Origin of the sequence: Pseudomonas sp. BIGb0176 (genome assembly GCF_024810175.1) — a bacterium.
GTDB classification, from domain to species: Bacteria; Pseudomonadota; Gammaproteobacteria; order Pseudomonadales; family Pseudomonadaceae; genus Aquipseudomonas; species Aquipseudomonas protegens.
On record NZ_JANUEC010000003.1, the window covers coordinates 350,888 to 377,065 of the forward strand.

Sequence of the window (26,178 nt, forward strand, 5' to 3'; positions counted from 1 at the left end):
TGGTTGGCGGCGCAGCCGCAGCGGACCGATGGTATTAAAAAGCCACTATCTCGATTGGAAATTCTTCTAGTCTTCAATCAGGCAACAGGGATTACCGTTGCCAGCTCTAACAATGAAGGACACGTGCATCGACGTTGACCCGAGGTGTCTCATGGGTGAGCTAAACGTTGCCACTGTCACACGCCGACCCGAGATTCTGCTGGTCGATAGCCAGGAAGTGATCCTGCAACGCCTGCAGCAGTTGCTCAGCCCGCTTCCCTACACGCTGCATTTCGCCCGCGATGCCACCCAGGCCCTGCAGCTCCTGGCCAGCCGGGAGGTGGACCTGGTGATCAGCGCCGCCCATCTGCCGCAGATGGATGGCCCGACCCTGCTGGCGCGTATCCATCAGCAGTACCCGAGGACCACCCGCATCCTGCTGACCGGCGACCCGGACCTGAAATTGATTGCCAAGGCCATCAACGAAGGGGAGATCTACCGTTACCTGAGCAAGCCCTGGGATGACCAGGAATTGCTGCTGGCCCTGCGCCAGGCCCTTGAGCATCAGCACTCCGAGCGCGAGCGCCTGCGCCTGCAGGATCTGGCCCAGCAGCAGAATGCCGAGCTCAAGGCGCTCAACACGCTGCTGGAAAAACGCGTGGCGGCACGCACCTCGGAGCTGCAGCAGACCGCCGACATGCTCGACCTGGCCTATGAGGAGCTCAAGCACAGCTACGCCACTGGCGCCGAGCTGTTTTCCCTGCTGGTCAACCAGCGCTTGCCCGCGGACAAGCAGACCAACCGGCGGATCATCGAGCTGGTGCGGGCCTACTGCAAAGTCCAGGGCATCGACCCTGGCGCCCAGCGTGACCTGGCCATGGCCGCGGCGTTGCACAACATCGGCAAGCTGAGTTGGAGCGACAGCATGATGACCAGCCCGGCGGATTTGCTGCATCACCATCAGCGCGAGCGTTATCGGGCCTATCCGGCGCAGAGCGAATCGTTGCTGATGACCCTGGAACCGGTGCAGGACGCCGCGCGGCTGATCCGCCATCACCAGGAACACTGGGACGGCAGCGGTTTTCCCGACCACCTCAAGGGCGACGCGATTCCCCTGGGCTCGCGGCTGCTCAAGCTGGCGGTGGACTTCATCGAGTTGCAGTGCGGGCTGATCCTGGAACGGCACATGAACAGCGACGAGGCCCTGGTGTTCATCCGCAAGTACGCCGGCCGCTTGTACGACCCGGACCTGGTGGAAGGTTTCATCCAGGTGTGTGCGGTCTACCTCAGCGACGTGACCCTGGGCGACCCTTCGGTGAAGGTTCTGAGTACCCGGGAGCTGGCGGCGGGGATGATCCTGGCGCGCAACCTGAATGCCGATAACGGCATGCTGCTGCTCAACGCCGGCAAGGTGCTCAACCTGCCGCTGGTGGACAAGCTGATCGCTTTTGAAACCATGGAGGGCGCCCGCTACAGCGTGTTCGTCAAGTTGCCCCAGGAACAGCAGGCAAGGGCCTGAAGCCGGGTGGCGGTCACATCGAAAAATGCCGGCGGCGGATGACGAGCCGCCGCCGCGCATGTGATCCTTGCGCCCTCATTCTCAAGGCTCCCGGGTTCCCATGTCGCTGTCGTCCGTTGCTGCACCCTCCATCATTCGTATCGCCGCTGCCCTGCTGATCGGTGCCGACGGCCAGACCCTGCTGGTGCGCAAGCGCGGCACCCAGGCCTTCATGCAGCCCGGTGGTAAGATCGAAGCCGGTGAACAACCGGTGCACGCCCTGGCCCGTGAGCTGGAAGAAGAACTGGGATTGCGCATCGACCCGGCCCAGGCCCGTTACCTGCAACAGTTCTCGGCACCGGCGGCCAACGAGCCGGGGCATGTGGTGGAGGCCGAGGTGTTCCTGGTCCATATCCATGGCCCGGTGACCCCGGCGGCAGAGATCGAGGAAGTACGCTGGATCGACCCGGCCGGCGATGGAGATTTGTTCCTTGCGCCGTTGACACGCGATCTGATCTTGCCGTTTTATCGCAAGGCCCGAGCGGGCCACGCCTGACCCCCTCCCATTGCCAAGGATTGCCATGATTCCACTCCACGACTACCTGATCTTCGCCGCTGCTTCCCTGCTGATGGTGCTGACCCCGGGGCCGAACATGATCTACCTGATTTCCCGTTCGATCTGCCAGGGGCGCAAGGCTGGGGTGACGTCGTTATTGGGGGTGGTGGCGGGGTTCTTTGTCCACCTGTTCGCCGCCGCGCTGGGCCTGACCGCGGTGTTCATGGCGGTGCCCATGGCCTATGAGGTGCTCAAGTGGGCCGGCGCCCTGTACCTGCTGTGGCTGGCCTGGCAGGCCCTCAAGCCTGGCGCGCGCTCGCCCTTCGAAGCCCAGCAGCTGCCGGCGGATTCGCCGCGCAAGCTGGTGACCATGGGCTTTCTGACCAGCGCCCTGAACCCCAAGATCGCGGTGTTCTACCTGTCGATCTTTCCGCAGTTCATCCACCCCGAGCACGGTTCGGTGTTCTCCCAGAGCATCATCCTGGGCCTGACCCAGATCAGCGTGAGTTTCTCGGTGAACCTGCTGATCGCCCTGTTTGCCGCCGGTATCGCCTCCTGGTTTGCCAGCAACCCCACCTGGCTCTCGGTGCAGCGTTATTTCATGGGCTTTGTGCTGGCGGGGCTGGCCGTGCGCCTGATGTTCGAACAGCGTCGCGTCAACTGATCGAGGAGCGCCAGCATGAGTGATTTTCCAAGCCCGCAAGCGGTGGTCGAAGCACAACTGCAGGCCTACAACCGCAAGGATCTGGAGGCCTGGCTGGCGACTTATGCCGTAGATGCCCGGCAATACGAACATCCGGCCACCTTGCTGGCCAGGGGGCACGAGGAAATACGAGCTCGGGCCGTGGTGCGTTTCCAGGAACCCAACCTGCATGCCCGGCTGATCCAGCGTACGGTCATGGGCAACGTGGTGGTCGATCACGAACTGATCAGCCGCACCTTCGCCGATGGCAGCGGCACCCTGGAAACCGTGGCCATTTATGAAGTGCAGGGCGGCAAGATAAAATGCGCTTCATTCATTACCGGACACAAGACCCTCGACTGAGCATGCAGATCCAGCGCCTGACCCCTGACGATGTGGAGCAATACCGGGCCTTGATGCTCGAGGCCTATGAGCGCCATCCCCAGGCGTTCACCTCCAGCGTCAAAGAGCGGGAAAAACTGCCTCTGGCCTGGTGGGCCGCACGCCTGGACGGCGAGCTGGACCTGTTGCTGGGGGCGTTTTCCGAAGGGCGGTTGCTGGGGATCGTCGGCCTGGCCTTCGAGCTGCGGGAGAAGGCCCGGCACAAGGCGACCCTGTTCGGCCTCTATGTCACCGGCACGCAGCGCAACAGCGGGCTGGGCTACCGCCTGGTCCAGGGGCTGCTGGCCGAAGCGGCTGAATACGAAGGGCTGCGCCTGATCCAGTTGACCGTGACGGCCGGCAATGAAGCGGCGCTGGCCCTGTACCAGCGCTGCGGTTTCGTCCAGTTCGGCCTGGAACCCCAGGCAGTGCGGGTGGGCGAGGACTATTTCGACAAGATCCACATGTGGCGCCAATTGCCGGCCGAAGGTTGACCCTGGTTCGCTGGCAAGCCGGCTCCTGGGCAAGCCTGCTTGGGGTCAGCGTACGGCGCTGACGCCGTCCAGGGTCGAGAACGAGGTGTCCTTGGCCGTGAGCAAAAAGTCGCGCATGTAGGGCGCATCCAGCATGTCGGCGCGAATCGCCGCGTACAGGGTGGCGAACAGGCCCTTTTCCCCGAGCCGCTTGGCCTTCACATAACCCCGTGAGCTGTACTCGTGCAGGGCCCAGTGGGGCATCCCGCACACGCCCCGGCCGCTGGCCACCAGTTGCATCATCATCACCGTCAGCTCCGAAGTCCGTACCTGGGCCGGTTCGATGTCCGCCGGTTCCAGGAAGCGGGTGAAGATGTCCAGGCGGTCGCGTTCCACCGGGTAGGTGATCAGGGTTTCGCTCAGCAGGTCTTCCGGGACTACGTATGGCTTGCTTGCCAGCGGGTGCTGGTTGGCGACCGCGAGCATGGCTTCGTAGGTGAACAGCGGCACGTAGGTGATACCCGCCAGCTCCAGGGGGTCGGAGGTCACCACCAGGTCCAGGTCGCCCCGGGCCAGGGCTGGCAACGGAGCGAACGAGAAGCCGGAGGCCAGGTCCAGCTCCACTTCCGGCCAGGCGTCGCGGAACTGATCGATGGTCGGCATCAGCCACTGGAAGCAGCTGTGGCATTCGATGGCCATGTGCAGGCGCCCGGCAGTACCGCCGGCCAGCCGCGAAATGTCGCGTTCGGCGCCGCGCAGCAGGGGCAGGGTCGCATCCGCCAGTTGCAGCAGGCGCAGACCGGCGCTGGTGAAACGCACGGGCTTGGTCTTGCGCACGAACAGCGGCATGCCCAGGCGCTCTTCCAGCTCCTTGAACTGATGGGACAAGGCGGACTGGGTCAGGTGCAGGCGTTCAGCGGCTTCCACCAGGCTGTCGGCTTCGCGCAAGGCGTGCAGGGTCTTCAGGTGACGGATTTCGAGCACCAGGATCTCCATGAGTAAATTTTGTGGTTAAAGCGAAAAGATTGAGTTTGTCTCATGTTGACGGGCCTGTCGACCATCCCGCGTTCATCGATTCGCGGGCATCTTTGCCGATACGGGCGACAGCGCCTGTGTGTTGTGCACCGGGTGCCGGGGGCAAGCGCCGACCCTTGCCGCGGAAAAAGTACCGCTGGGGCAATCTTCATCAAATTGTCACGCAACTGTGGCAGCGCGAATCATCCAGGTTCATCAGACTCGCGCTCCACTGGGGTTCTGCGTTTCGGTGTTTTTCATGCGGGTACGATTTCTTTCGACTGTTCTACTCTTGGCCGGGCTGTTGCTCGGCCCGCTGTGTTTTGCGGCCGCGCGCTGCGATGTCAATGTCCCGACCCAACGGGTCGACCTGCCGCAGGTGAGCCTGGCCTACCAGAGCATTGGGCGCACCTCCGACCCGGCGTTACTGCTGGTCATGGGCCTGGGCGGGCAACTGATCCACTGGCCGGATGAGGTGGTGGTGGCCCTGTGTCAGCAAGGGTTTCGGGTGATCCGCTACGACAATCGCGATGTCGGCCTGTCCACCTGGCGCCAGGCCCCGGCCAGCGCCAACCTGACCTTCGAAGTGCTGCGCTACAAGCTGGGCCTGCCGGTGGCGGCGCCCTACACCCTGACCGACATGGCCGATGACGCCCTGGGCCTGATGGACGCCCTGCATATCGAGCAATTCCACGTGCTGGGGGCGAGCATGGGCGGGATGATCGCCCAGCACCTGGCAGCCATGGAGCCGCGGCGGGTCGAGAGTCTGACGCTGATCATGACCAGTTCCGGGGCCGAAGGTTTGCCGGCGCCGAACGCCGCGCTGGTGCAACTGCTCTCGCGGCGCAACGCACCGAGCCGGGAAGCGGCGCTGGAGCAGCAGGCCGACCTGCTGGCGGCCCTGGGCAGCCCGAAGGTCAGCGATGACCGCCAGGTCCTGTTGCAACAGGCGGCGGTGGCCTATGACCGGGCGTTCAACCCGGAAGGGGTCAAGCGCCAGATCATGGCGATTCTTGCCGAGCCGAGCCGGGTGGCATTGCTCAAGCAACTGCGGGTGCCGACCCTGGTGGTGCATGGCACCGCCGACCCGTTGCTGCCGGTGATGCACGGCGTGCACCTGGCGGCGCAGATCCAGGGCAGTCAGTTGAAGTTGATTCCGGGGCTGGCCCACCGGTTCCAGGAAGCCTTCAAGGCGCCGCTGCTGGCGGCGGTGCTGCCATACCTGCAAACCCACCGGGAAGACACTTCCCACTGGGCGCAGATCGAGCCGCTCGATAGCAGCAACATCCTCTAGGGCAGCGCGGCAAGCCGGCTCTTGCGGTTGGGTGCAGGAGCCGGCTTGCCGGCGAATGAAGCGCCGCGGTTTCAGCGAACGATCTTGTCCACCTGGATGCCGAGTTTCTTCAGCCGGTACCAGAAGCTGCGCTCGGAAATGCCGATCAACTGCGCCGCTGCCGCCTGGACACCGTTGCTCTGCTGTAGGGCGGCGAGAATGTAGGCCTTTTCCACTTCCGCCAGGGCCGCTTCCAGGTCGCTGGGCACTTGCGGGCCGACACTGATGGCTGCGCTGCTCTCTGTGCCCTGCGCCTGGGGGCCGAACAGATACCCTGGCAGGTCCTTTTCTTCGATGACCTGGCCGCTGGCGACGATGGTGGCCCGCTCCACGCAGTTCTGCAGTTCGCGGATATTCCCCGGCCAGGCGTAGCTGGCCATGGCCTGCAGGGCTTCGGGGCTGAAGCCGCTGATGCGCTTGCCGGCGGTGGCACCCAGGCTGTGGGCAAAGTGCCGGGCCAGCAGGGCGATATCCTCGACCCGTTCGCGCAGTGCCGGCAAGGGGATCGGGAATACATTCAGGCGGTAGTACAGGTCTTCGCGAAATTCCTTGTTGGCCACCGCTTCCAGCAGGTTCTTGTTGGTGGCGGCGATCACCCGCACATCCACCTTGCGCTCCCGCGGATCGCCCACCGGCTCGATCACCCGCTCCTGCAGGGCACGCAGGATCTTGGCCTGCAGGGCCAGGGGCATGTCGCCGACTTCGTCGAGGAACAGGGTGCCCTTGTCGGCTTGCTGGAAACGTCCGACCCGGTCCGCCACGGCGCCGGTGAAGGCGCCCTTGCGGTGGCCGAACATCTCGCTTTCCAGCAGGCCCTCGGGAATGGCCGCGCAATTGACCGCGACAAAGGGCTTGTCGGCCCGGTTGCCGTGCTTGTGGATGGCCCGGGCGACCATTTCCTTGCCGGTGCCGCTTTCCCCGGTCAGGAGGATGGTGGCGTTGCTTTCGCGCACCGAATCCACGGCTTGCAGCACCCGACGGAAGGCCGGGCTGTCGCCCACCAGGCTGTCGATCTGCTGATGCTCTGCGAGCTCGGCGCGCATGCGCTGGTTGTCTTTGAGGATGTCGCGAAACTGCAGGGCCTTGCTGACGGTGATGTCCAGTTCGTCGATGTCGAAGGGTTTGGCGATGTAGTCGTAGGCGCCGTTGCGCATGGACTGCACGGCATTCTTCACCGTGCTGTAGGCGGTCATCACGATCACCGGCAACTGCGGGTAGCGCTGCTTGATTTCCCCCAGCAACTGCGGCCCGTCCATGCCGGGCATGCGCCAGTCGCTGATCACCAGGTCGATGTCTTCCTGCTCCAGCACCTTGAGCGCGTGCAGGCCGTTGCCTGCGGTGAATACCTGGATGCCGTTCTGGCTCAGGGCCGAGGACAGCAGGTCGCAGAGTTTCGGCTCGTCATCGACCACCAGCAGGTTATGCGTCATCACCGTCCTCGTCGTCTTCTTCACCGTTGGCCGGAATGTACAGGCTGAAGGTGGCGCCAGCATCTTTTTCGCTGGTGCACTCGATATGGCCGTCATGGCTTTCCATGATCGAGAAGACTTTAGCCAATCCCAGGCCGGTGCCCGAGGCCTTGGTGGTGACGAATGGGGTGAAGATGCGTTCCAGCATGTCCGGCTCGATGCCCTGGCCGGTGTCGCTGACGCTGATGATGGTTTCGTCGTCGCGCTGGGAAATGCCCAGGGTCAGGCGGCCGCCGTCGGGCATGGCGTCGATGGCGTTGAGAATCAGGTTGAGGCAGGCCTGCTTGAGTTGCCGGGCATCGGCGTGGAGGGTCGCGCCGGGGGCCTGGTCGTCGATCCGCGCGTCGATGTTGTGGGTGGCCAGTTCCGGGGTGCAGAAGCCCAGCAATTCCTCCACCAGCGGGCGGGCCAGCTGGGTGGCGCGTATCGGCGCGCTGGGCTTGGCGAAATCGAGGAATTCGGTGATCAGGTCGTTGATCCGGCTGACCTCGCTGATCACGTATTCCAGGTGGCGCTTGTCGTTTTCCGGCAGGTTGGCCCGGCGGTGCAGCAACTGCGTGGCGGTCTTGATGATGCCCAGCGGGTTGCGGATCTCGTGGGCCAGGCCCATGGCCACTTCGCCCAGGGCATGCAGGCGGTCGCGGCGGCGCAACTGGGCTTCCAGATGCTGCAGTTCCCCCAGGCGCTCGGTCATGTGGTTGAAGGTGCTGCTCAGCTCCGCCAGTTCGTCGCCGCCGATCACCGGCACCCGTTGGCGGTAATCGCCGGCGATCACCGCCTGCACGCCCTTGGACAGGCCCCGCAGCGGTCGGGTCAGGCGCTGGGAAACCAGCCAGCCGACGCACAGCGAGGCTGCCGAGCTGAGCAGGAAGATCAGGATGAACAGGTTGCTCTGGTTGACCAGGCCCACCAGGCTGCTATGGCGCAGCAGGCCGCTGAAGATCACCCCCACCAGGTCGCCGCTGTCGTTGAAGATCGGCCGGTACAGGCCGCTGTAGCGGCTGGTGAACTGCTCGGTGGGCTGGCGGGTGGCGCGCAGGATGTCTTCGATCTTGTGCGGCACCTGGGGCGGGTGGTCCTCGAAGCGCTGGGTGGCGAAGATTTCCGAGAAGTCATCGGCCTTGGCCAGGTACAGGCGCAGGTCCAGGGAATGCACGTCGGCCACGCTGGTGAGGAAGCTGGCGTCCAGGTAGGTGGCGATCAGCAACTGGTAGTCGACCCCGTCGAGCTGGGTCTGGAACGTCGAGACCACCGCCCCGGTGGCCACGCCGCCGACCTGGATGGTCTGCAGCACGGCATTGGAGGCGGTACTGATCTGCCCCACCACGTCATCGGCGGCAGTGGTGAACACCACCTTGTGATCGTTCTTGCGGATCAGCGCCACCACGTCGATGCCCATGGAATCGGCGATGTCGGCGGTGAGCTTGTCATGCTTGGCCGCATTGCGGTCCGTGGGCGGGCGCGTATAGCGCAGGAACAGCTGGGCGATCCGCGCGTTGTCATGGAGGATTTCGGTGATCTCGTCCTCGACGATCTTGGTGGACTCCTGCAGCCAGATCCGCACGTTGCTGTCGAAGATTTCCGACAGGGTAGTGGCCGCCAGTTCCGCGGCGATCATGGTGGGAATCACACTGACCAGCCAGAACGCCAGCACCAGCTTGCGTTGCAGGCTCCAGCGGGAAATGGCGAAGGGGCGAGGAGGGCGACGATCTTTTCTGGTCATGTACTTTCGCTTATTGCAGCAGCCATGGCGGGGTCGGAGCGATCCGGGCGGACAAAGCGTTTTATCAGTTTGAGCAGGGCATTGAGCAAGGGATTGCGATGCCGGAAAAACAACATGTTACCGGTGAACTGGCAACCCAGGCGCAACTTGCTGGCATAACCGGCCTGGCCGCACTCGTACAGGGGAATGCGTTGCTGAATACAGTAGTCGACGTTGGCCAGCCAACTGCGGAAATACAGATTGTGCTCACGGGTGACACTGAGGTCGTGGGCAAAGAACTTGTCGATCAGCCGATGCTGGTCGATGAGCACCAGGTTGAAGGCCACCAGTTGCTCGTCGACCCAGTACAGGACACAGGCCGCGCGTTCCCCCAACTGCTCGAGGATGCCGGTGAAGTAGCCTGCCGGCAGGCGTTCGAACTGCAGGTCGCTACGATTCAGGGTGGCCTCGTAGAGGCGCATGATGTCCGGCAGCACGTCGTCGATCTGGCGTCGCCATTCTATGCGTGGCGCCGGTGTCCGGAGTTTGCGGCGCAGGTCCTTGCGGGTGGATTTGCCCAGGGTGCCCAGGTAGGCGTCGATCGAGGCAAAGGGTACCGGCAGCAGCGCCGTGGGCAGGCTCGGCATGGCTTGCAGGCCCGCGGCCAGGCAACTGGCAGCCCATTGCCGGTCGTTGCTCGGCGCATCCTTGACCGCCATCAGGCCGATGCCGAAGCTGTCGGCATCGCGTCGCGCCAGTTGCAGCAACTGCTCCAGCAGCTCCTGGCGGCGTTGCGCAGGCACATGGCTGGCGGTGCCGGCATTGCACTGTTCGGCCACAGGCGAGCCTATGGCGTACAGGCGCAGCTCCAGGGCCCCGGGCCACTGGCGTGCCAGGCGTTCGGTGAAGCGCTTGGCCAGCCCGGAGACCGTAGTATCAAGCCGGTACTGGGTGGTGAAGGCCGGCGCCACTGCCACCAGGGTCGAACCCTCGTAGAGCGCCAGGTAGCGCCAGCGAAAATCGGCGATCGCGGCTTTTTCCACGGCCAGGTAATAGTCCCAATCCTCCAGGGCCCCTGGGAAACAGTCATTCCAGGCGCTGCGATCGATGGCCTGGATGGTTGAAAAGGCTTGGGCGGTTATCACGTCTCTTCCTTAAGTCACGCCAGCTGTCGGTAGTCTTCGCGCACCGCAGGTGCCACCACTCGCTGCTGGATGAAATCTGCGCTCAGCTCGATCACCCGCTGGTACTGCAGGTCCACGGTGATCATGTGATAGCAGTTGTCGAGGAGGATCTTGGTCACCGGGCCGCCGAGCTTGCGCTCCACGTAGTCGGCGTTCCAGGTACTGGTGATGTCGTCTTCGCTGGAGTGCAGCACCAGGGCCGGGGTCAGGATCGACGGCATGCGTTTCTTGACCACGGCGTTCATCCGGTGCAATTCGCGCACCGTCACGCCCTCCATGGTCAGGAGCCCGGCATTGCTGCTTTCACCGGCTTTCATCTGCTTCTCGACGATGGCCCGCAGGCGTTCGTTCTTGATGCCGTAGGGTGGCTTTTCCTCGAAGCGGCAGATGTGCACGCCAAAGGGGATCTTCATCAGCAACGGGGTGAGGAAGGCCAGTTTGTTGATGCTCCAGCCGTCGTACTTCAGGGTGGTGGAGTACATCAGCAGGCCGCTGATCCGTCCCGGATGCTCGGAGGCCAGGTACATGGACATCACCGCACCCATGGACAGGCCGCCGACGAACACCTGCTCGTGGCGCTGCTCTACATCGGCGAAGGTCTTGCACACGCCCTCGTACCAGTCCTGCCAGCCGGTGGCCTGCAGGTCGCTGTTGTCCCCGCAGTGCCCGGGCAGGGTCGGTACGTACACCGTGCACGTACCGTCCTTGGCCAGGCCCTGGGCCACCCGACGGAGTTCCGTCGGGGTGCCGGTCAGGCCGTGGATCAACAAGACCCCGACCGGACCCGTGCCGAGAACGAAGCCGGCGCTGCCTTCGCCCAGATCGATCTCAGCCTTGCTCATCGCTTCATGGCCCGATCCAGCAGGCGATCCAGCAGTGCGATGCCCAGGTCGATTTCCGCGTAGCTGATTTCCAGCGACGGGGCCAGGGTGATGACGTTCTTGTAGTAGCCGCCCACATCGAGGATCAGGCCCAGGCGCTGGCCGTTGATTTCGATGTCGCCCTTCATGCCTTCCTCGACCATGTAGTCCAGGGTCGCCTTGTCCGGGGTGAAGCCGTCGGTGGTGCAGATCTCGCAGCGCAGGGCCAGGCCCAGGCCGTCGACGTCGCCGATGATCGGGTAGCGCTTCTGCAGGTCCTGCAGGCCGGCCAGGAAGTACTTGCCCTTCTCCATGACCATCGCGCCGTAGTCGATCTCGCTGGTCATCTTGAACATTTCCAGGCCCACGGCGGTGCCCAACGGGTTGGAGGCGAAGGTGGAGTGGGTCGAACCTGGCGGGAACACGCCCGGGTTGATCAGCTCTTCACGGGCCCAGATGCCGCCCAGCGGGTTGAGGCCGTTGGTCAGCGCCTTGCCAAACACGATCACGTCCGGCTTGACGTCGAAGTGCTCGATCGACCACAGCTTGCCGGTGCGGTAGAAGCCCATCTGGATCTCGTCGACCACCATCAGGATGCCGTGCTGGTCGAGTACGTGCTTGAGCTCGCTGTAGAAGTTCATCGGCGGGATCACGTAGCCGCCGGTGCCCTGGATCGGCTCGACATAGAAGGCGGCATATTCGCTCTGGCCGACCTTCGGGTCCCAGACGCCGTTGTATTCGGTTTCGAACAGGCGGGCGAACTGCTGCACGCAGTGGCTGCCGTACTCTTCCTTGGTCATGCCTTTGGGGCCGCGGAAGTGGTAAGGGAATGGAATGAACTGCGCACGCTCGCCGAAGTGGCCGTAGCGGCGGCGGTAGCGGTAGCTGGAGGTGATCGACGAAGCGCCCAGGGTACGGCCGTGGTAGCCGCCTTCGAAGGCGAACATCAGGCTCTTGCCGTTGGTGGCGTTACGCACCACTTTCAGCGAGTCCTCCACCGACTGCGAACCGCCGACGTTGAAGTGCACGCGGCCGTCGAGGCCGAACTTCTTCTTGGCGTCGACCGCGATCATTTCCGACAGCTCGATCTTGCCTTTGTGCAGGTATTGGCTGGCGATCTGCGGCAGGGTGTCGATCTGTTGCTTGAGGGCGTTGTTCAGGCGTGGGTTGGCGTAGCCGAAGTTCACCGCCGAGTACCACATCTGCAGGTCGAGGTAGGCCTGGTCGCTGGTGTCCCAGACGTAGGAGCCTTCGCAGCGGCTGAAGATGCGCGGTGGTTCGATGTAGTGAACGGTATCGCCGTAGGAGCAGTACTTGGCTTCTTTTTCCAGAAGGATCTGGTCTTCTGCGGTAGCGATGCGGATATCAGACATGGTGGAAGAGTTCCTGGGTTTCAAGAGAGAAGTTGGTCGCGTTGGCGGCGTTGTTCGGCAGCTTGGCCAGCAGCGCTGGCAGTTCGGCGAAGGAGTCGAACCGCGCATGGGGAATCTTGTTGCGTTCGCAGTAGTCGGCCAGGCGATCCTTGGCGAACACGAAGTCGGCGGTGGAAGCCACGCACATGTCCGACTGGCCGTCGCCGATCACCAGCACGCGCTTGCCCCGCGGGGTGGATTTGCACTTGCAGTTGCCGGAAGCGGCGCGGCAGGCGTCGCTGGCGTAGGGGAAGTCGATGCGCCAGCTGTTGTGGTCGACCTGGCGCAGGCGGTTGGCGAGGATCGGCAGCAGGGTCACGTAGTTGCGTGCCAGGATGCGGGCGATGCCCTGCTCGATGCCGTCGCTGACCACTTCGATGGAAGCGCCCAGGCCGATCACGTGATCGACGAAGTCGGGGAAGTCGGGGTCGATTTCGACACTGTCGAAGTAGCCCAGCAGTTCGGCGGGCGAAGCCTTGACCAGGGCCAGTTGGCGGCTGAGGCATTCTCGGGAGCCGATGTGACCGTCCAGCCATTCCTGCTCTATGCCTTCCCAGCTGGGGTCGGCGAAGCGTTGGAGAACGTTATCGATCACGTCGGCGCGGGAGATGGTCCCGTCGAAGTCACATACGATATGCCAGTGCATCATCTGCTGTTACCTGTTGAATAAGAGCGCTCTTTGCGCTTGTGGCAGGGGTACAGCAGGGACTGTGCCAAGTGGCGAAAACCCAGCGGGGCTGGGGCCTTGGCGAGGAAGGAGGGGGATTTGTAGAGTTCTTGCTACAATTTTTGTAGGTCCCTACAAAGAACATCAGTGCTTGCGCCCAAGGGCCGCTCTGATGATTGATGCGCGCATGTTCAGACAAGGAAACTCATTCATGCCCAGGCTTTTATCCCCCGCCTTACTGGCCGGCCTGCTCTCCCTGACCCTCGCCAGTGGCGCCATGGCCGACTCCGGCATCACCGGTGAACTGGGCCTGGGCCTGGGCTATCAACCCCATGACCCCACAGGCAGCAGCTACGACACCGTGCCGCTGCCGTACATGGACCTGGATTGGGGAGATGTCAGCCTGAACGGTGACGATGGCCTGACCTGGGATGCCTTCAAGAGCAATGGCTTGAGCATCGGCCCCTACATCAATTACCTGCAGGGGCGTAATTCCGACGGTGCGCTGCGCGGCCTGCGGGATGTTCGCGACATGGCCGATATCGGCGCCTTCATCGAGTACGCCCCCGACGACTTCTGGCGGCTGTTCGCCGCCGTGGGCCAGGCGGTGGGCGGGGCCGGGGGCCAGGGCGGGGTGCTGGGCAAGGTCGGGGGTGAAATCGGCTACCCGCTGGGCCTGGGCATCATTGGCAGCAACAACCTGACCCTGCACTTCGCCGATGGCCGCCAGAGCCAGACCTTCTTCGGCGTCGACGCCAAGGAGTCCCTCGCTTCCGGCATTGGCCAGTACAACGCCAGCGGTGGCATGCAGAACTTCACCCTGAGCCAGAATTTCCACTTCCCCCTGGGGGACAACTGGGCGCTGGTGGCCAGTGCCAGCTGGACGCGCCTGGTCAACTCCGCCGCCGACAGCACCATCGTCCGCGACAAGGGCGAGGTCAACCAGGGGCAGGTGCAGACCGCCATCAGCTACAAGTTCTGAGGGGCGCCTCCCTGGCCTGAGCACGGCCTGGGGCGGCTACAGCAAAAACTGGTCTGGCCTTTGCAATGGTCGCCATGAATTCAATTTCTCAGGAAGTTCTTCATGGCTCGACCTGCCTATCGTCTACTCGCCTATTCCCTCTGGGACCTGATCCCGATTGCCATGGCCCTGGCGCATTTCGCCTTTGTGCTGTGGTTGGTGCTGGATTTCCACGCCCTGTCCTGGTGGGTCATCCTGCCGGCGGCGCTGCTCTACGCAGTCAGCCTGTCGTGGAGCATCAACAGCATTTCCCATAACCAGATCCACAACGCCTATTTCACCCCCGGGTGGATGAACCGCGGCTTCGACCTGCTGCTGTCGGTGACCATAGGTTTTTCCCAGACCCTGTACCGCGACATCCACAACCGCCACCACCGGGGCAACTCCGACCTGCCGGACGCCAATGGCAAGACCGTCGACCCGCTCTCCATCTACCTGCATGGCAAGGATGGCCAGCCGGACAACCCCTGGGCCTACACCTTCCTGAGCTTTTTTCGCGACGACCCCAAGGAGATCTACCAGGAAATGCAGCGCAAGCGGCCTGATGATGCCCGTTGGGTAAAGGTGGAAATCGGCGTCACGGTCGCCTTCTACCTGGTTCTGGCGCTGTATGACTGGCACGCGGTGCTGGTGCTGCTGCCGTTCTGGTACCTGGGGCAGTCACTGTCGTCACTCAATGGCTACTACGAGCACCTGGGGGGCAACCCGGACCTGCCTATCGCCTGGGGCGTGAGCTCCTACAGCCCGCTGTACAACCTGATCTGGATGAACAACGGCTACCACGCCGAGCATCACTACCGGCCGAAGATGCACTGGACCAAGGTCAAGGCTTTCCACCGCGAGATCCGCGATCAGCAACGGGCTGCCGGGGTGAAAGTGATTCCGGTGTCCCACGGCCTGGGTTTCCTGGTGTCCCACCGCAAGGCCTAAACCCCGTGGCTGTAGGAGCTGGCTTGCCTGCGAAGGGGCCGGCAAGATCGCCTTCGCCAGCAAGCCGGCTCCTGCACAACGTCCCTTCGCTGTAGCAAAGAGGCCCTCAGGCCTCTTCACCCTCCGCCAAGAGGGCAATCCCGCCGATGATCACAAAGACCCCGACCCAGTGCAGCAGGCTGATCTGCTCGCCCAGGCCCAGCCACGAGCCCAGCAGCACCACCACGAATACCAGGGAGCTCAAGGGGAAGGCCAGGGACAGGCTGCTGCGCCGCAGGATCAGCATCCACACGAAAAACGCGCCGATATAGCAGGCAATCGCCATCAGCACCCCGGGGTTGACCGCGACCGCCGCCAGCCATTGCAGGTTGAAATCCATCTGGCCCAACTGGTCGCCGCCAACCTTGGTGGCGATCTGGCCGGCGCTCTCGAAACCGATGAGCAGGGCCCAGAGCACGATGGTGCCCAGGCGCTCGTGCAGCCAGCCGTGGGAGGTGTTCGAACTCATGAAACGTTTCCTTCTATTCGTTGAACAAGGCTCAGGTACTGGCCACGCACACCAGCATCACCCCGGCGGTGATCACCAGGGTGCCGAGCCAGCGACGGCGGCTGACGGTCTCGCCCAGCACCACCTTGCCCGCCAGTACCACGCCGCAATAGGCCAGGGCCGCCGCGGGGAACAGCAGGCTCAGGGGCGCCCGGGACAGGGCTTCGAGCCAGACGAAGAACTCGATGGCGTAGGCGCCGATGCCGCACCACAGCAAGGGCGCGTTGAACACCTGGCCCCAGAAAGCGTTCAGGCGAAAACCGCCTTCCAGCTCTGGCAGGCGGTCCAGGCCGAGCTTGAAACAGAGTTGGCCGACCACGTCCAGGACAATGGAAAAGGCCACCAGCAGAACAACGGTCAGGGTCACGGGAACAGCTCCTCGAACAGCGAGATCAGGGCTTCATTGGTCACCGAGTTGCGCAGCAGGTCGTCCTGGCTCCAGCGCTCGGCCGGAGGCTGGTCGGACTTGGCTTCCCAGCGTTTGAAGGCGTTGCTGAAGGCCGGCTGGGCGAACTCGCCGCAGACGTCGATGCCCAGGATCCGCTTGCGCGCGGCCAGGGTGCGCAGGGCCTGCAGCAGGTGGGTCAGGCGCATGCCGCCCTGGTCCCAGTTGGTGGCGGCGTCTTCGCTGGCCAGCACATCCTTGTCGATGGTGATCCAGATCGCCTCGGTGGGCAGGCTGTCGATCATCTGTTCGAGAAAGGCCTGCCAGTCCAGTTCCGCCAGGTTGCGCCAATGCAGGTGGTTTTCCTGCTGCTGGTGCCCGGCGCCGTCGCCGACCCGCCCCCAGACCTTGGACGGCGCGTGCTGCCAGGGGAACAATTGCAGCTTGCCGTGCTTGAGGGCGGCGACGTTGCCGCCGCGCAGTTGTGGGTTGTGCAGGTCTTCGCTGCAGGGGCCGAGGGTGACGATGCGCTGGATGTGCGGCAGTTTCAGCGCCCGGTTGACCCAGGAGCCGCAATGCCGGCGCGGAGCCAGGCGCACCCAGTCCGGGTGGTTGTCGAAGTGGATCAGGCTCACCGGCTCTTGCAGGTCGCCGAGAAAGGCCGGGGTCAGGTGGTGATAGTCACCGGAGCCGACAAAGAAGATTTCCGGCTGCGGGCCGCTGTGGCGGGGCCGCTGGCGCAGGCGTTCGGTGAAGTGACGGTAGGTGCGCTCGGTGGACCACAGGCGCAGCTTGGGCCCCAGGTCCAGCAGGTCGAGACGCCGCGCCTGGCCGCTGTTCAGGCGTCGGATGATCGGCTCCTGGGCGGTCAGGCTGTGGTCGAGATCTAAGATATTCAAAGTGTTCTTTACCCATGGCAGCGCCCTCCAGAAAACTGCGTGATACCGCTCGAACGCAGGCTGGACGGGCTTTGCCGGGTAAATGCAAGGGTCGGGCCAGGGTCGTTGCCGGGTTGCCGGCGAAAGACCGCGGCGCAGGCTTCGCGAGCAAGCTCGCTCCTACGGGAAGGGCGGGAGCTCAGGCGTGGAGGCGCACCCAGACGCTGACCAGGATCGTCGCGGCGATCAGCCAGGCCACGGCGGCTACCGCCAGGGAAGCTTCCAGGCGCAGGTGGTCGACCATCACATACAGGGTCGCCAGGTAGACGAAGTAGGGAATGATCGACCACATGCCGAACAGGATGGTGGTCTTCAGGTCATCGAGGGAGCGGCCCTTGCCGACGATGTAGTGGGCGATCAGGGCAAAGGTCGGGAACAGCGGCACCAGGCCGGCGATGTAGTAGTTCCGGGTCTTGGCCAGGGCCGCCAGAATCACCACCACCGCCGCGCCCAGGGCGGCCTTCAACAATAGATCCATGGTTACTCGCGCCTTGGGTTAGTGGCTCAGGCCGTACTTCTTGACCTTGTCGAACAGGGTGGTCTTGGCCATGCCCAGCTCCTGGCTGGCCTGGGTCAGGTTGCCGCCGCTGCGCTGCAAGGCATCGTTGAGCAGGTTGCGCTCGAAGGCTTCCACCGCCTCGGCAAAGCCCAGCCCCTGGGCGACACTGCTGCCGGGCTTCTTGAAGGCCGGCAGGCCGAGGGCAAAGCGTTCGGCGACGTTGCGCAACTCGCGCACGTTGCCCGGCCAGTCGTGGCTCATGAGGGTCGACAGGGTCTGGTTGTCCAGCTCCGGCACCGCGCGGTCAAAGCGCAGTGACGACTGCTGCAGGAAATGCTCGAACAACTGCAGGATGTCTTCGCGGCGTTCGCGCAGGGGCGGCAGTTCCAGGGTCACCACGTTGAGGCGGTAGTACAGGTCGCTGCGAAACTCCTTGGCCCGGCTCATTTCGTCCAGGTCCGACTTGGTGGCGGCGATCACCCGGCAATCCACGGCCACGCTCTGGTTGGAACCGAGGCGCTCCAGGGTACGCTCCTGCAACACTCGCAAGAGCTTGATCTGCAGGTTGATCGGCATGCTTTCCACTTCGTCGAGGAATAGCGTGCCCTGGTGGGCGTGCTCGATCTTGCCGATGCGCCGTTTGCCGGCGCCGGTGAAGGCGTTGGCCTCGTGGCCGAAGATCTCGCTTTCGAAGAGGTTCTCGGGCAGGCCGCCGCAGTTCAGGGCGACGAACTGCTGCTGGTGGCGCCGGCTGAAGTCGTGCAGGCAACGGGCGACCAGTTCCTTGCCGGTGCCGGTCTCGCCTTCGATCAGCACGTTGGCCGAGGTATCGGCAACGTTGGCGATCAGCTCCCGCAGGTTCTGCATGGCCGGCGAGCGGCCGATGATCCGCCCTTCCAGGGAACTGCGTTCGGCCAGCTGGCGGCGCAGCGAGGTCACTTCCCGGGCCAGGCCCCGTTGCTCCAGGGCGCGGCGGGCCACATCCACCAGGCGCTCGGGGGAGAAGGGTTTTTCCATGAAGTCGTAGGCGCCTTTCTGCATGGCGCCCACGGCCATGGAAATATCGCCGTGGCCAGTGATCAGCACCACCGGCAGGCTGCGGTCCCGGGCCTTGAGGCGGTTCAGCAGTTCCAGGCCATCGATGCCCGGCAGGCGAATATCGCTGACCACGATGCCGGGAAAGTTTTCACCGACCTGGGCCAGGGCTTCTTCGGCGCTGCCCACACCGATGCAGGGAATGTCTTCCAGGGCCAGGGCCTGTTGGCAACCCAGCAGGACATGGGGGTCGTCTTCGACGATCAGCACGGTCAGCTCGTTGTTCATATCGGCTCGGCTCGAGTGGGGCTTGCCAGGGGCAAGCTGAGGACAAAGGCGGTGCCGCCGCTTGCCGGGTGTTCCACCCCCAGGCTGCCGCCGGTGGCGGCGGCGAGGCTGGCGGACAGGGTCAGGCCGAGGCCCAGGCCCTGCTCGCCGGGTTTGGTGGTGAAGAAGGGTTCGAACAGGTGCTTGCGCGCTTCAAGATCGATGCCGTGGCCGTTGTCGCGCACCCGCAGGCGGTACTTGCCCTCGCTGAATTCGCCCTCCAGCCACAGTTGCGGCTCCGGTTGGGCCTGCATGGCATCCAGGGCATTGCCGATCAGGTTGACCAGGATCTGCTCCAGGCGGGTCTGGTCGATCTGCAGGGTCTGCTCGGTGAAGTCGCGGTGCAGTTGCAGGGGCAGGGGTTCGAGGCGCGCATTGAGCACTTGCAGGGCTGCGTCAACGGCCTTGTCCAGGCTGGCCTGGCCCTGGTCGTCGCCACGGCGGGCGAAGGAGCGCAGGCTGGCGGTGATGCGGCCCATGCGGTCGATCAGTTCATTGATGGTCTTGAGGTTGGCGCTGGCGGTGTCCAGGGCGCCGCGCTCGAGGAAGCGCACGGTGTTGCCGGACAAGGTACGCAAGGCCGCCAGGGGCTGGTTCAGCTCGTGGGCGATGCTGGTGGACATCTGGCCGATGGCCGCCAGCTTGCCGGCCTGGACCAGTTCGTCCTGGGCCCGGCGCAGGGTTTCCTCGGCCTGGCGGCGTTCGCGGATCTGGCCCTTGAGCCGTTCGTTGCTGGCCCGCAGGTCGGCGGTGCGTTCGGTGATCCGCCGTTCCAGCTGGCTGTTGGCTTCCTGCAGGGCTTCACGGGCGGCCAGGCGAGTGGCGATGACCTTGCGCCGTTCGTTCCAGGCGATCAGCAGAAAGGCCACCAGGGCAAAGGCCACCGCCACCAGGATGCCCTGGTTGATGGCTTCGCGGCGCAGGTCCTGCAACGGGGTGAGCAGGGTGAAGTTCCAGGGGGTATCGCTCAGGGGCCGGGTCTGGGACAGGTAGCTGATGGCTTTCTCGTCGGACACCAGCTCGGTGTTGGCCGGAAAGGTCAGCTTTTCCACGCCTTCGGCCAGGCGTTCCCGGGCCAGGGGTTCCAGTTCGTTGAGGGGGAACCAGTAATATTGCAGGCTGCGGGCCAGGCGTTCCTTGGTGTCGTCGCTGAGCGGGCGGACCGACTTGAGGCGGCGCGCCGGGTCGCTGGACAGGATGATGATGCCGTTTTCGTCGCTGACGAAGGCTTCCAGGCGGGCACGCTGCCAGCGTTCCTCCAGGGCCTCCAGGCGTACCTTGACCACCGCCACGCCGATGATCTTGCCTTGTTCTTCCAGGCCATGGGCCAGGTAGTAGCCAGGTTCGCCGTTGGTGCTGCCGATGCCGTAGAAGCGCCCGGGCTGGCCGCGCACGGCGTTCTGGTAGTAGGCCCGGAACGACAGGTCTTCGCCCAGGTAGCTGTCGACGTCACGCCAGTTGCTGGTGGCTACCACCCGGCCCGTGGTGTCCATGACATAGATGGCCCGGCTGCGGCTGCGGCGGTTCAGGCCTTCGAGGTATTGATTGACGGTTTGCCGGTGTTCCGGCGAAGGATCGCCCAGCAGCTGGGAAACACTGGATTCCAGTTCCAGCAGGCTTGGCAGATAGGTGTACTTGCTGATCTCACTTTCTACGGCGCGGGCATGCAGCTCCAGCTGGCGCTGGCCGTTTTCGCCGAGGGTGCGGATGCCGTTGTGCTCGCTGATCCAGAACCCGACGTAGCCCAGGCCGATCATCAGCAGGATGACCAGGGGCGGCAGGAACAGATGTCGGATCAGGCGGGGTTTCACGGCGAGTGATGGCGGCGCGGCGCGATAGAGAGTGGGGTCGCATTTCATCACAGATGCCTTGGGTCAACCACTGCGCAGTGTCTGTAGGAGCCGGCTTGCCGGCGACCAGGGCGGCACTGACGATAGGGGAGTCAGATACCGTCCCGTCGCAGGCAAGCCGGTGCCTACAGGAACGCGGGTTTTAGTGCTGCAGGATCTTCTCGAGGAAGTGCTGCGCACGTTCGGAGCGGGCGCTGATATCGCCGAAGAACTCTTCTTTCTGGCAGTCCTCGATGATCTGGCCCTTGTCCATGAAGATCACCCGGTTCGCCACTTTGCGGGCAAAGCCCATTTCGTGGGTCACGCACATCATGGTCATGCCTTCATGGGCCAGTTGCACCATGACGTCCAGCACTTCGTTGACCATTTCCGGGTCCAGGGCCGAGGTCGGTTCGTCGAACAGCATGACGATCGGGTCCATGGCCAGGGCGCGGGCGATGGCCACACGTTGTTGCTGGCCACCGGAGAGTTGCCCCGGGTGCTTGTGGGCGTGGGCGGCGAGGCCGACGCGGTCCAGCAGTTGCAGGCCTTTCTTGGTGGCCTCTTCCTTGCTGCGGCCCAGCACCTTGATCTGCGCGATGGTCAGGTTCTCGGTGATGGTCAGGTGCGGGAACAGCTCGAAATGCTGGAACACCATGCCCACGCGGGAACGCAGTTTCGGCAGGTTGGTCTTGGGGTCGGCGATGGAAGTGCCGTCCACCACGATGTCGCCTTTCTGGAAGGGTTCCAGGGCGTTGACGCACTTGATCAGGGTCGACTTGCCGGAGCCGGACGGCCCGCAGACCACCACCACTTCACCTTTCTTGACCTCGGTGCTGCAATCGGTCAGCACCTGGAAGTCCCCATACCACTTGTTGATGTTCTTGATAGAGATCATACGGCGAACCTTTTTTGCAGACGCTTGACCAGCAGCGAGGCGGCAAAGCTGATTGTGAAATAGACCAGACCAGCGATGATCAGGAATTCATTGGAGCGGCCGATGATGTCGCCGCTGGACCGCGAGGCGTTGAGGAAATCCACCAGGCCCACGGTGTACACCAGGGAGGTGTCCTGGAACAGGATGATGCTCTGCTGCAGCAGCAGCGGGGTCATCTTGCGGAACGCCTGGGGCAGGATGATCAGGCGCATGGTCTGGCCATAGCTCATGCCCAGTGCCTGGGCGGCGCCCATCTGGCCCTTGGGGATCGACTGCACGCCGGCACGGACGATTTCGCAGAAGTACGCCGCTTCGAACATCATGAAGGCCACGATGCACGAGGTGAATGCGCCGATCGGGGTGTCTTCGCCGGTGATCCAGCGCAGCACGAAAGGCACCGCCAGGTAGAACCAGGTGATCACCAGCAGCAGCGGGATCGAGCGGAAGTAGTTAACGTAGGCACCCGCCAGGTTCGACAGCAGCTTGTTGTGAGACAAGCGCATCAAGGCCAGCAAGGTACCGAGGATGATCCCGCCGACCACACCCATGACCATCAGCTTGAGGGTCATCAGCATGCCGTTCCACAGGCCGGGAATGGCCGGGATGATGCCCGAGAAGTCGAATTCCATTATTTACCTCCCACGGAGATCAGGCCGGGGACCGAAACTTTCTTCTCCACCAGGCGCATCAGCAGCATCAGGCTCATGTTCAGGGTGAAGTAGATCAGGGTAGCCAGGGTGAAGGCTTCGAACAGGTTGGCCGAGAACTCGGCGGTCTGCTTGGTCTGGGCCAGCAATTCCATCAAGCCGATCAGCGACGCCACGGAGGAGTTCTTGAATACGTTGAGGAATTCCGAGGTGAGCGGCGGAATGATGATCCGGTAGGCCTGGGGCAGCAGCACGTTCCAGTAGATCTGCGGCAGCGAGAAGCCCATGGCGCGTGCGGCGGATTCCTGGCCACGGGGCAGGGCCTGGATACCGGTACGTACCTGTTCGCAAACCCGTGCGGCGGTGAACAGGCCCAGGCACACGACAACGCTCAGGTAGGCCGAGGTGGTCGGGTTGAGGTCCTGCTTGTACCACTCCTGGAGGTTCTCCGGCAGCAGGTCCGGCACCAGGAAGTACCAGATGAACAGCTGCACCAGCAGCGGCACGTTGCGGAAGATCTCCACGTACACGGTGGCGATGCCCGACACCAGGCGGTTCGGCACGGTGCGCATGACGCCCAGGATCGAGCCCAGCAGCAGCGCGATGATCCAGGCCACCACGGCGATGGCGATGGTCCAGCCCAGGCCGGAGATGAACCAGTCGAGATAGGTCTCGCTGCCCACACCGGTGGACTTGAAGAACACGCCCCAGTCCCAGTTGTAATTCATTAGGGTTACCCCTCAGATCGTTCGATGTACAAGCACCCGCCTGGGGACGTCCGTTCCCGCCTGATCATGACGATCAGGCACACACGATCGGCTCGACAACCACCGGTTCGAGTGTTTCCAAAAAATGCCAGCAGGTAGTGACAGACTCCTGAAAGGGCAGGGCCCCTTCAGGAGATAAGGTTAGTCAGGAATCAGGACTTTTTGTCGTCAGCCGCTTTGTCGGTCGGGTTGGCGATCAGGGCCTTGAGCTCATCGCTCATCGGGAACATCAGGTTCAGGCCTTTTGGCGGGATCGGCGACTGGAACCACTTGTCGTAGATCTTGTTGATTTCGCCCGATTTGTAGGTGGCGACGATGGCGTCATCCACGGCTTTCTTGAACGGGGCATCGCCCTTGCGCACCATGCAGCCGTAGATTTCGTAGGACTGAGGGGTACCGGTCACGGCCCAGTCGGTCGGTTTCTTGGCCTTGGCCATTTCACCGGCCAGCAGCGCGTCGTCCATCATGAAGGCTACGGCGCGGCCCGATTCCAGCATCTGGAACGACTCACCGTGGTCCTTGGCGGAGATCACGTTCATGCCCATCTGCTTGTCGGCGTTCATGGCCTTGAGGATGCGCTCGGAAGTGGTACCGGCTGTGGTTACCACGTTCTTGCCTTTCAGGTCCGCGAAGTCCTTGTAGGAAGAGTCCTTCTTGGACAGCAGACGGGTGCCGATCTCGAAGATGCCAACGGAGAAGTCGACTTGTTGCTGACGCTCGACGTTGTTGGTGGTGGAGCCGCACTCGACGTCCACGGTGCCGTTCTGCACCAGCGGGATGCGGGTCTGGGAGGTGACCAGGTTGTACTTGACCTTCAGGTCAGGCATGTCGAGGTCTTTCTTGATCGCTTCGACGATTTTCAGCTGGATGTCGTGGGAGTAACCCACTGGCACGCCGGAAGCGTCAGCGATGTAGGAAAACGGAATGGAAGCGTCGCGATGTCCGAGGGTGATGGTGCCGGACTCTTTGATTTTCTTCAGTGTGCCGGTGAGCTCGGCAGCGAAAACTGGAGTGCTAATCAGAGCGGCAGCGATAGCTGCGCCCAACAGATGGGGAACGATGCGCATCAATATTTCCTCGACATTTGTTTTTTTTATGAAGCCAGTTCGACGGCTCTTTTATACAGCGAATGCCTTGACGGCTCCTGTTGTGTTGGCACGACAGGCATTCGTCGCACAGTGTAGAGCATGAGTCGTGCCAGACCCATTGATCATCGTCAAACCCTTGATTTTCAAGCCTATAGAATATTTATGACCTGGGGATTTCAGCGGCTGTATCCGGTTATCCGAACCCCTGCGGCTTCGCCATTCGGAAAACCGAACGTGCCCCTGCCATTGTAGGAGCCGGCTTGCCGGCGAAACGTTCAATCCTGCGGGCCCACAAAAAAGCCCCTGGACCTTCCGGCGCAGGGGCTTTGCTTGCCTATGTGGCTCAGGCAGCCTTGATCTTGCCGCGATTGTGCTCGACTTTCTGCAGATAATCCTGCAGTTGCTGCTGCTGCGCCTCGGTGGTGAACAGCCCGAGCTTGCTCCGGCGCCAGAGAATGTCCTGGGCTTTCACTGCCCATTCCTCGCTGCACAGGTAATCCACTTCACGGGTATAGAGGCCGCCGCCCAGGTGTTCGCCCAGGTCGCTGAGGCTGTGCACGCCTTCCAGCAGGCGCCAGGTACGGCTGCCGTAGCTGGTGGCCCAGCGCTGGGCGATCTGGCTGGGTACCCAGTCGAACTTCTTGCGGATGGCTTCTGCCAGTGCCTGTGGCGTGCTCATGTTCTCGCCACCGGGCAGGGTGGCCTGGGCTGTCCAGCTCGGCTTGGCCTGCTTGAAGTACGGCGCCAGCTGCGCCATCGCCGATTCCGCCAGTTTGCGGTAGGTGGTCAGCTTGCCGCCGAACACCGACAGCAGGGGGGCCTCCTCGCCATGGCTGGAAAGGGCCAGGGTGTAGTCGCGGGTCACGGCCGAAGGGTTGTCGGATTCGTCATTGCACAGCGGGCGAACGCCGGAATAGCTGTGCAGGATATCGCTGCGGCTCAGCTGTTTCTTGAAGTGCGCATTGACCACTTGCAGCAGGTAATCGGTTTCACCTTCAGTGATCGCTACCTTGGCCGGGTCACCGGTGTATTCGCGGTCGGTGGTACCGATCAGGGTGAACTGGTTGAGGTAGGGAATGGTGAAGACGATGCGCTGGTCTTCGTTCTGCAGGATGTGCGCGTGCTCGCCCTCGTACAGCTTGGGCACGATCAGGTGGCTGCCCTGGATCAGGCGGATACCGTACGGCGACTCCAGCTTGAGGTCGTCCTTGATGAACTTGGCGACCCAGGGGCCCGCGGCGTTCACCAGGGCCTTGGCGCTGATGGAGAACAGGCTGCCATCGGCGCGCTCCAGCTCCAGTTGCCACAGGCCCTTGCTGCGGCGGGCGCTGATGCAGCGGGTCTGGGTATGAACGTGGGCGCCGTGTTCGCGGGCGGCCATGGCATTGAGCACCACCAGGCGCGCATCGTCGACCCAGCAATCGGAGTATTCGAAGCCCTTGGTGATTTCGGCTTTCAGGGCGCTGTCGGCACCGAACTTCAGGCTGCGCGAGCCGGCGAGTTTTTCCCGCTTGCCCAGGTGGTCATACAGGAACAGGCCGGCGCGAATCATCCAGGCCGGGCGCAGGTGCGGCCGGTGCGGCAGGACGAAACGCATGGGCTTGACGATATGCGGGGCCTTGGCCAGCAGCACTTCGCGTTCGGCCAGGGCTTCGCGCACCAGGCGGAACTCGTAATGTTCGAGGTAGCGCAGGCCGCCGTGGATCAGCTTGCTGCTGGCCGAGGAGGTATGGCTGGCCAGGTCGTCCTTTTCGCAAAGGAACACGGACAGGCCGCGACCTGCCGCATCGGCGGCAATTCCAACACCATTGATCCCACCGCCAATGACGGCGATATCGTAAACCTCGGAAAGAGGGCGCGCGGGCAAGGTAGAAGTGGGCATCGACAGGCCTCGTGTTACTTTGATATTTGAATTCGAACATTAATGTTCATTTTCGAAAATACTAGCGCATAAAGATGCACGCATCCAGCGTGCTTCGATTGAAAAAACTGATCGAAGCAGCGCTAAAGGAAAGTTT

At 63.2% G+C, this 26,178-nt stretch carries 26 protein-coding genes; 8 read left to right on the plus strand and 18 right to left on the minus strand.

The annotated features are described in order from the left end of the window. Positions 1-151: 151 nt before the first annotated feature. The 5 genes from M2395_RS19690 (at position 152) to M2395_RS19710 (ending at position 3,590) form a co-directional block, all read left to right on the plus strand. Entirely contained in the window at positions 152-1,498 is a 1,347-nt protein-coding gene (locus tag M2395_RS19690) for an HD domain-containing phosphohydrolase (protein WP_123431373.1), read from the plus strand. Positions 1,499-1,598: 100 nt separating this feature from the next. Then, on the plus strand, positions 1,599-2,033 hold the full coding sequence (locus M2395_RS19695) for an NUDIX domain-containing protein (protein ID WP_015636837.1): 435 nt from the start codon (positions 1,599-1,601) through the stop codon (positions 2,031-2,033). A gap of 25 nt (positions 2,034-2,058) precedes the next feature. Then, positions 2,059-2,697, plus strand: a complete 639-nt coding sequence (locus tag M2395_RS19700) for a LysE family translocator (RefSeq protein ID WP_011063147.1) — start codon at positions 2,059-2,061, stop codon at positions 2,695-2,697. A gap of 15 nt (positions 2,698-2,712) precedes the next feature. Beyond that, positions 2,713-3,078 carry a nuclear transport factor 2 family protein gene (locus M2395_RS19705; RefSeq protein WP_019093123.1) on the plus strand — a complete coding sequence of 122 codons (366 nt, stop codon included), beginning with the start codon at positions 2,713-2,715 and terminating at the stop codon, positions 3,076-3,078. Positions 3,079-3,080: 2 nt separating this feature from the next. After that, the gene (locus M2395_RS19710) at positions 3,081-3,590 is read left to right on the plus strand and encodes a GNAT family N-acetyltransferase (RefSeq protein WP_053153541.1); all 510 of its coding nucleotides are present in this window, start codon (positions 3,081-3,083) and stop codon (positions 3,588-3,590) included. Positions 3,591-3,635: 45 nt separating this feature from the next. Here M2395_RS19710 and metR read toward each other — a convergent pair whose 3' ends face one another. Continuing rightward, positions 3,636-4,553, minus strand: a complete 918-nt coding sequence (gene metR / locus M2395_RS19715) for a transcriptional regulator MetR (protein ID WP_011063144.1) — start codon at positions 4,551-4,553, stop codon at positions 3,636-3,638. 289 nt (positions 4,554-4,842) lie between these two features. Here metR and M2395_RS19720 point away from each other — a divergent pair, with 289 nt between their 5' ends. Next, on the plus strand, positions 4,843-5,877 hold the full coding sequence (locus M2395_RS19720; RefSeq protein ID WP_015636833.1) for an alpha/beta fold hydrolase: 1,035 nt from the start codon (positions 4,843-4,845) through the stop codon (positions 5,875-5,877). A gap of 71 nt (positions 5,878-5,948) precedes the next feature. On the opposite strand, the gene M2395_RS19725 is transcribed toward M2395_RS19720, so the two are convergent. Genes M2395_RS19725 through M2395_RS19750 form a run of 6 tightly spaced genes read right to left on the minus strand, consistent with a single transcriptional unit; the run spans position 5,949 to position 13,192 of the window. After that, the gene (locus M2395_RS19725) at positions 5,949-7,346 is read right to left on the minus strand and encodes a sigma-54 dependent transcriptional regulator (RefSeq protein ID WP_015636832.1); all 1,398 of its coding nucleotides are present in this window, start codon (positions 7,344-7,346) and stop codon (positions 5,949-5,951) included. Further along, complete coding sequence (locus M2395_RS19730) at positions 7,336-9,108, minus strand: HAMP domain-containing sensor histidine kinase (RefSeq protein ID WP_123431372.1); 1,773 nt, start codon at positions 9,106-9,108, stop codon at positions 7,336-7,338. The genes M2395_RS19725 and M2395_RS19730 overlap by 11 nt, the downstream gene beginning before the upstream one ends. Then, positions 9,105-10,232 carry a GNAT family N-acetyltransferase gene (locus M2395_RS19735; protein ID WP_015636831.1) on the minus strand — a complete coding sequence of 376 codons (1,128 nt, stop codon included), beginning with the start codon at positions 10,230-10,232 and terminating at the stop codon, positions 9,105-9,107. The genes M2395_RS19730 and M2395_RS19735 overlap by 4 nt, the downstream gene beginning before the upstream one ends. 14 nt (positions 10,233-10,246) lie before the next feature. Then, on the minus strand, positions 10,247-11,113 hold the full coding sequence (locus tag M2395_RS19740; protein WP_123431371.1) for a carboxylesterase: 867 nt from the start codon (positions 11,111-11,113) through the stop codon (positions 10,247-10,249). Then, a complete protein-coding gene (locus M2395_RS19745) occupies positions 11,110-12,504 on the minus strand; it encodes an aspartate aminotransferase family protein (protein WP_011063138.1) in 1,395 nt (464 codons plus the stop codon). The genes M2395_RS19740 and M2395_RS19745 overlap by 4 nt, the downstream gene beginning before the upstream one ends. After that, the gene (locus tag M2395_RS19750) at positions 12,497-13,192 is read right to left on the minus strand and encodes an HAD-IB family phosphatase (RefSeq protein ID WP_011063137.1); all 696 of its coding nucleotides are present in this window, start codon (positions 13,190-13,192) and stop codon (positions 12,497-12,499) included. The genes M2395_RS19745 and M2395_RS19750 overlap by 8 nt, the downstream gene beginning before the upstream one ends. 190 nt (positions 13,193-13,382) lie before the next feature. Between M2395_RS19750 and M2395_RS19755 the strand changes: the two genes are divergently transcribed. Beyond that, positions 13,383-14,192, plus strand: coding sequence for a MipA/OmpV family protein (locus M2395_RS19755; protein ID WP_123431370.1), 810 nt, complete (start codon positions 13,383-13,385; stop codon positions 14,190-14,192). A gap of 102 nt (positions 14,193-14,294) precedes the next feature. Further along, a complete protein-coding gene (locus M2395_RS19760; RefSeq protein ID WP_077934703.1) occupies positions 14,295-15,161 on the plus strand; it encodes a fatty acid desaturase in 867 nt (288 codons plus the stop codon). Positions 15,162-15,267: 106 nt separating this feature from the next. Here M2395_RS19760 and M2395_RS19765 read toward each other — a convergent pair whose 3' ends face one another. From M2395_RS19765 to glpD, 11 genes are all read right to left on the minus strand, one after another. Beyond that, positions 15,268-15,669, minus strand: a complete 402-nt coding sequence (locus M2395_RS19765; RefSeq protein ID WP_011063134.1) for an EamA family transporter — start codon at positions 15,667-15,669, stop codon at positions 15,268-15,270. A 31-nt stretch (positions 15,670-15,700) separates the two neighbouring features. After that, positions 15,701-16,075, minus strand: coding sequence for a transporter (locus tag M2395_RS19770; protein ID WP_011063133.1), 375 nt, complete (start codon positions 16,073-16,075; stop codon positions 15,701-15,703). Next, entirely contained in the window at positions 16,072-16,992 is a 921-nt protein-coding gene (locus M2395_RS19775; protein WP_011063132.1) for an arginase family protein, read from the minus strand. Before M2395_RS19775 ends, M2395_RS19770 begins: the two co-directional genes overlap by 4 nt. 178 nt (positions 16,993-17,170) lie before the next feature. After that, entirely contained in the window at positions 17,171-17,500 is a 330-nt protein-coding gene (locus M2395_RS19780; RefSeq protein ID WP_185057809.1) for a GlpM family protein, read from the minus strand. Between the two features lie 27 nt (positions 17,501-17,527). Further along, complete coding sequence (locus M2395_RS19785) at positions 17,528-18,853, minus strand: sigma-54 dependent transcriptional regulator (RefSeq protein ID WP_011063130.1); 1,326 nt, start codon at positions 18,851-18,853, stop codon at positions 17,528-17,530. After that, on the minus strand, positions 18,850-20,751 hold the full coding sequence (locus tag M2395_RS19790) for a sensor histidine kinase (RefSeq protein WP_065365275.1): 1,902 nt from the start codon (positions 20,749-20,751) through the stop codon (positions 18,850-18,852). Before M2395_RS19790 ends, M2395_RS19785 begins: the two co-directional genes overlap by 4 nt. A 133-nt stretch (positions 20,752-20,884) precedes the next feature. Further along, positions 20,885-21,619 carry an amino acid ABC transporter ATP-binding protein gene (locus M2395_RS19795; protein WP_011063128.1) on the minus strand — a complete coding sequence of 245 codons (735 nt, stop codon included), beginning with the start codon at positions 21,617-21,619 and terminating at the stop codon, positions 20,885-20,887. Further along, positions 21,616-22,287, minus strand: a complete 672-nt coding sequence (locus M2395_RS19800) for an amino acid ABC transporter permease (RefSeq protein ID WP_011063127.1) — start codon at positions 22,285-22,287, stop codon at positions 21,616-21,618. Before M2395_RS19800 ends, M2395_RS19795 begins: the two co-directional genes overlap by 4 nt. Beyond that, a complete protein-coding gene (locus tag M2395_RS19805; protein WP_011063126.1) occupies positions 22,287-23,033 on the minus strand; it encodes an amino acid ABC transporter permease in 747 nt (248 codons plus the stop codon). Before M2395_RS19805 ends, M2395_RS19800 begins: the two co-directional genes overlap by 1 nt. 191 nt (positions 23,034-23,224) lie before the next feature. After that, positions 23,225-24,139: a glutamate/aspartate ABC transporter substrate-binding protein gene (locus M2395_RS19810; protein WP_011063125.1), complete on the minus strand. Its 915-nt coding sequence runs from the start codon at positions 24,137-24,139 to the stop codon at positions 23,225-23,227. 364 nt (positions 24,140-24,503) lie between these two features. Next, the gene (glpD, locus tag M2395_RS19815; protein WP_053153529.1) at positions 24,504-26,042 is read right to left on the minus strand and encodes a glycerol-3-phosphate dehydrogenase; all 1,539 of its coding nucleotides are present in this window, start codon (positions 26,040-26,042) and stop codon (positions 24,504-24,506) included. Positions 26,043-26,178 lie beyond the last annotated feature (136 nt).

What these genes read in the sequence shown, in the direction of transcription:
- M2395_RS19785 (WP_011063130.1), bottom strand. Translation starts at nt 18,853, where the DNA reads ATGAACAACGAGCTGACCGTGCTGATCGTCGAAGACGACCCCCATGTC.
- M2395_RS19805 (WP_011063126.1), bottom strand. Translation starts at nt 23,033, where the DNA reads ATGAATTACAACTGGGACTGGGGCGTGTTCTTCAAGTCCACCGGTGTG.
- M2395_RS19720 (WP_015636833.1), top strand. Translation starts at nt 4,843, where the DNA reads ATGCGGGTACGATTTCTTTCGACTGTTCTACTCTTGGCCGGGCTGTTG.
- M2395_RS19800 (WP_011063127.1), bottom strand. Translation starts at nt 22,287, where the DNA reads ATGGAATTCGACTTCTCGGGCATCATCCCGGCCATTCCCGGCCTGTGG.
- M2395_RS19790 (WP_065365275.1), bottom strand. Translation starts at nt 20,751, where the DNA reads ATGAAATGCGACCCCACTCTCTATCGCGCCGCGCCGCCATCACTCGCC.
- M2395_RS19765 (WP_011063134.1), bottom strand. Translation starts at nt 15,669, where the DNA reads ATGAGTTCGAACACCTCCCACGGCTGGCTGCACGAGCGCCTGGGCACC.
- glpD (WP_053153529.1), bottom strand. Translation starts at nt 26,042, where the DNA reads ATGCCCACTTCTACCTTGCCCGCGCGCCCTCTTTCCGAGGTTTACGAT.
- M2395_RS19690 (WP_123431373.1), top strand. Translation starts at nt 152, where the DNA reads ATGGGTGAGCTAAACGTTGCCACTGTCACACGCCGACCCGAGATTCTG.
- M2395_RS19810 (WP_011063125.1), bottom strand. Translation starts at nt 24,139, where the DNA reads ATGCGCATCGTTCCCCATCTGTTGGGCGCAGCTATCGCTGCCGCTCTG.
- M2395_RS19710 (WP_053153541.1), top strand. Translation starts at nt 3,081, where the DNA reads ATGCAGATCCAGCGCCTGACCCCTGACGATGTGGAGCAATACCGGGCC.
- M2395_RS19745 (WP_011063138.1), bottom strand. Translation starts at nt 12,504, where the DNA reads ATGTCTGATATCCGCATCGCTACCGCAGAAGACCAGATCCTTCTGGAA.
- M2395_RS19730 (WP_123431372.1), bottom strand. Translation starts at nt 9,108, where the DNA reads ATGACCAGAAAAGATCGTCGCCCTCCTCGCCCCTTCGCCATTTCCCGC.
- M2395_RS19695 (WP_015636837.1), top strand. Translation starts at nt 1,599, where the DNA reads ATGTCGCTGTCGTCCGTTGCTGCACCCTCCATCATTCGTATCGCCGCT.
- M2395_RS19795 (WP_011063128.1), bottom strand. Translation starts at nt 21,619, where the DNA reads ATGATCTCTATCAAGAACATCAACAAGTGGTATGGGGACTTCCAGGTG.
- M2395_RS19705 (WP_019093123.1), top strand. Translation starts at nt 2,713, where the DNA reads ATGAGTGATTTTCCAAGCCCGCAAGCGGTGGTCGAAGCACAACTGCAG.
- M2395_RS19755 (WP_123431370.1), top strand. Translation starts at nt 13,383, where the DNA reads ATGATTGATGCGCGCATGTTCAGACAAGGAAACTCATTCATGCCCAGG.
- M2395_RS19760 (WP_077934703.1), top strand. Translation starts at nt 14,295, where the DNA reads ATGGCTCGACCTGCCTATCGTCTACTCGCCTATTCCCTCTGGGACCTG.
- M2395_RS19740 (WP_123431371.1), bottom strand. Translation starts at nt 11,113, where the DNA reads ATGAGCAAGGCTGAGATCGATCTGGGCGAAGGCAGCGCCGGCTTCGTT.
- M2395_RS19700 (WP_011063147.1), top strand. Translation starts at nt 2,059, where the DNA reads ATGATTCCACTCCACGACTACCTGATCTTCGCCGCTGCTTCCCTGCTG.
- M2395_RS19725 (WP_015636832.1), bottom strand. Translation starts at nt 7,346, where the DNA reads ATGACGCATAACCTGCTGGTGGTCGATGACGAGCCGAAACTCTGCGAC.
- M2395_RS19750 (WP_011063137.1), bottom strand. Translation starts at nt 13,192, where the DNA reads ATGATGCACTGGCATATCGTATGTGACTTCGACGGGACCATCTCCCGC.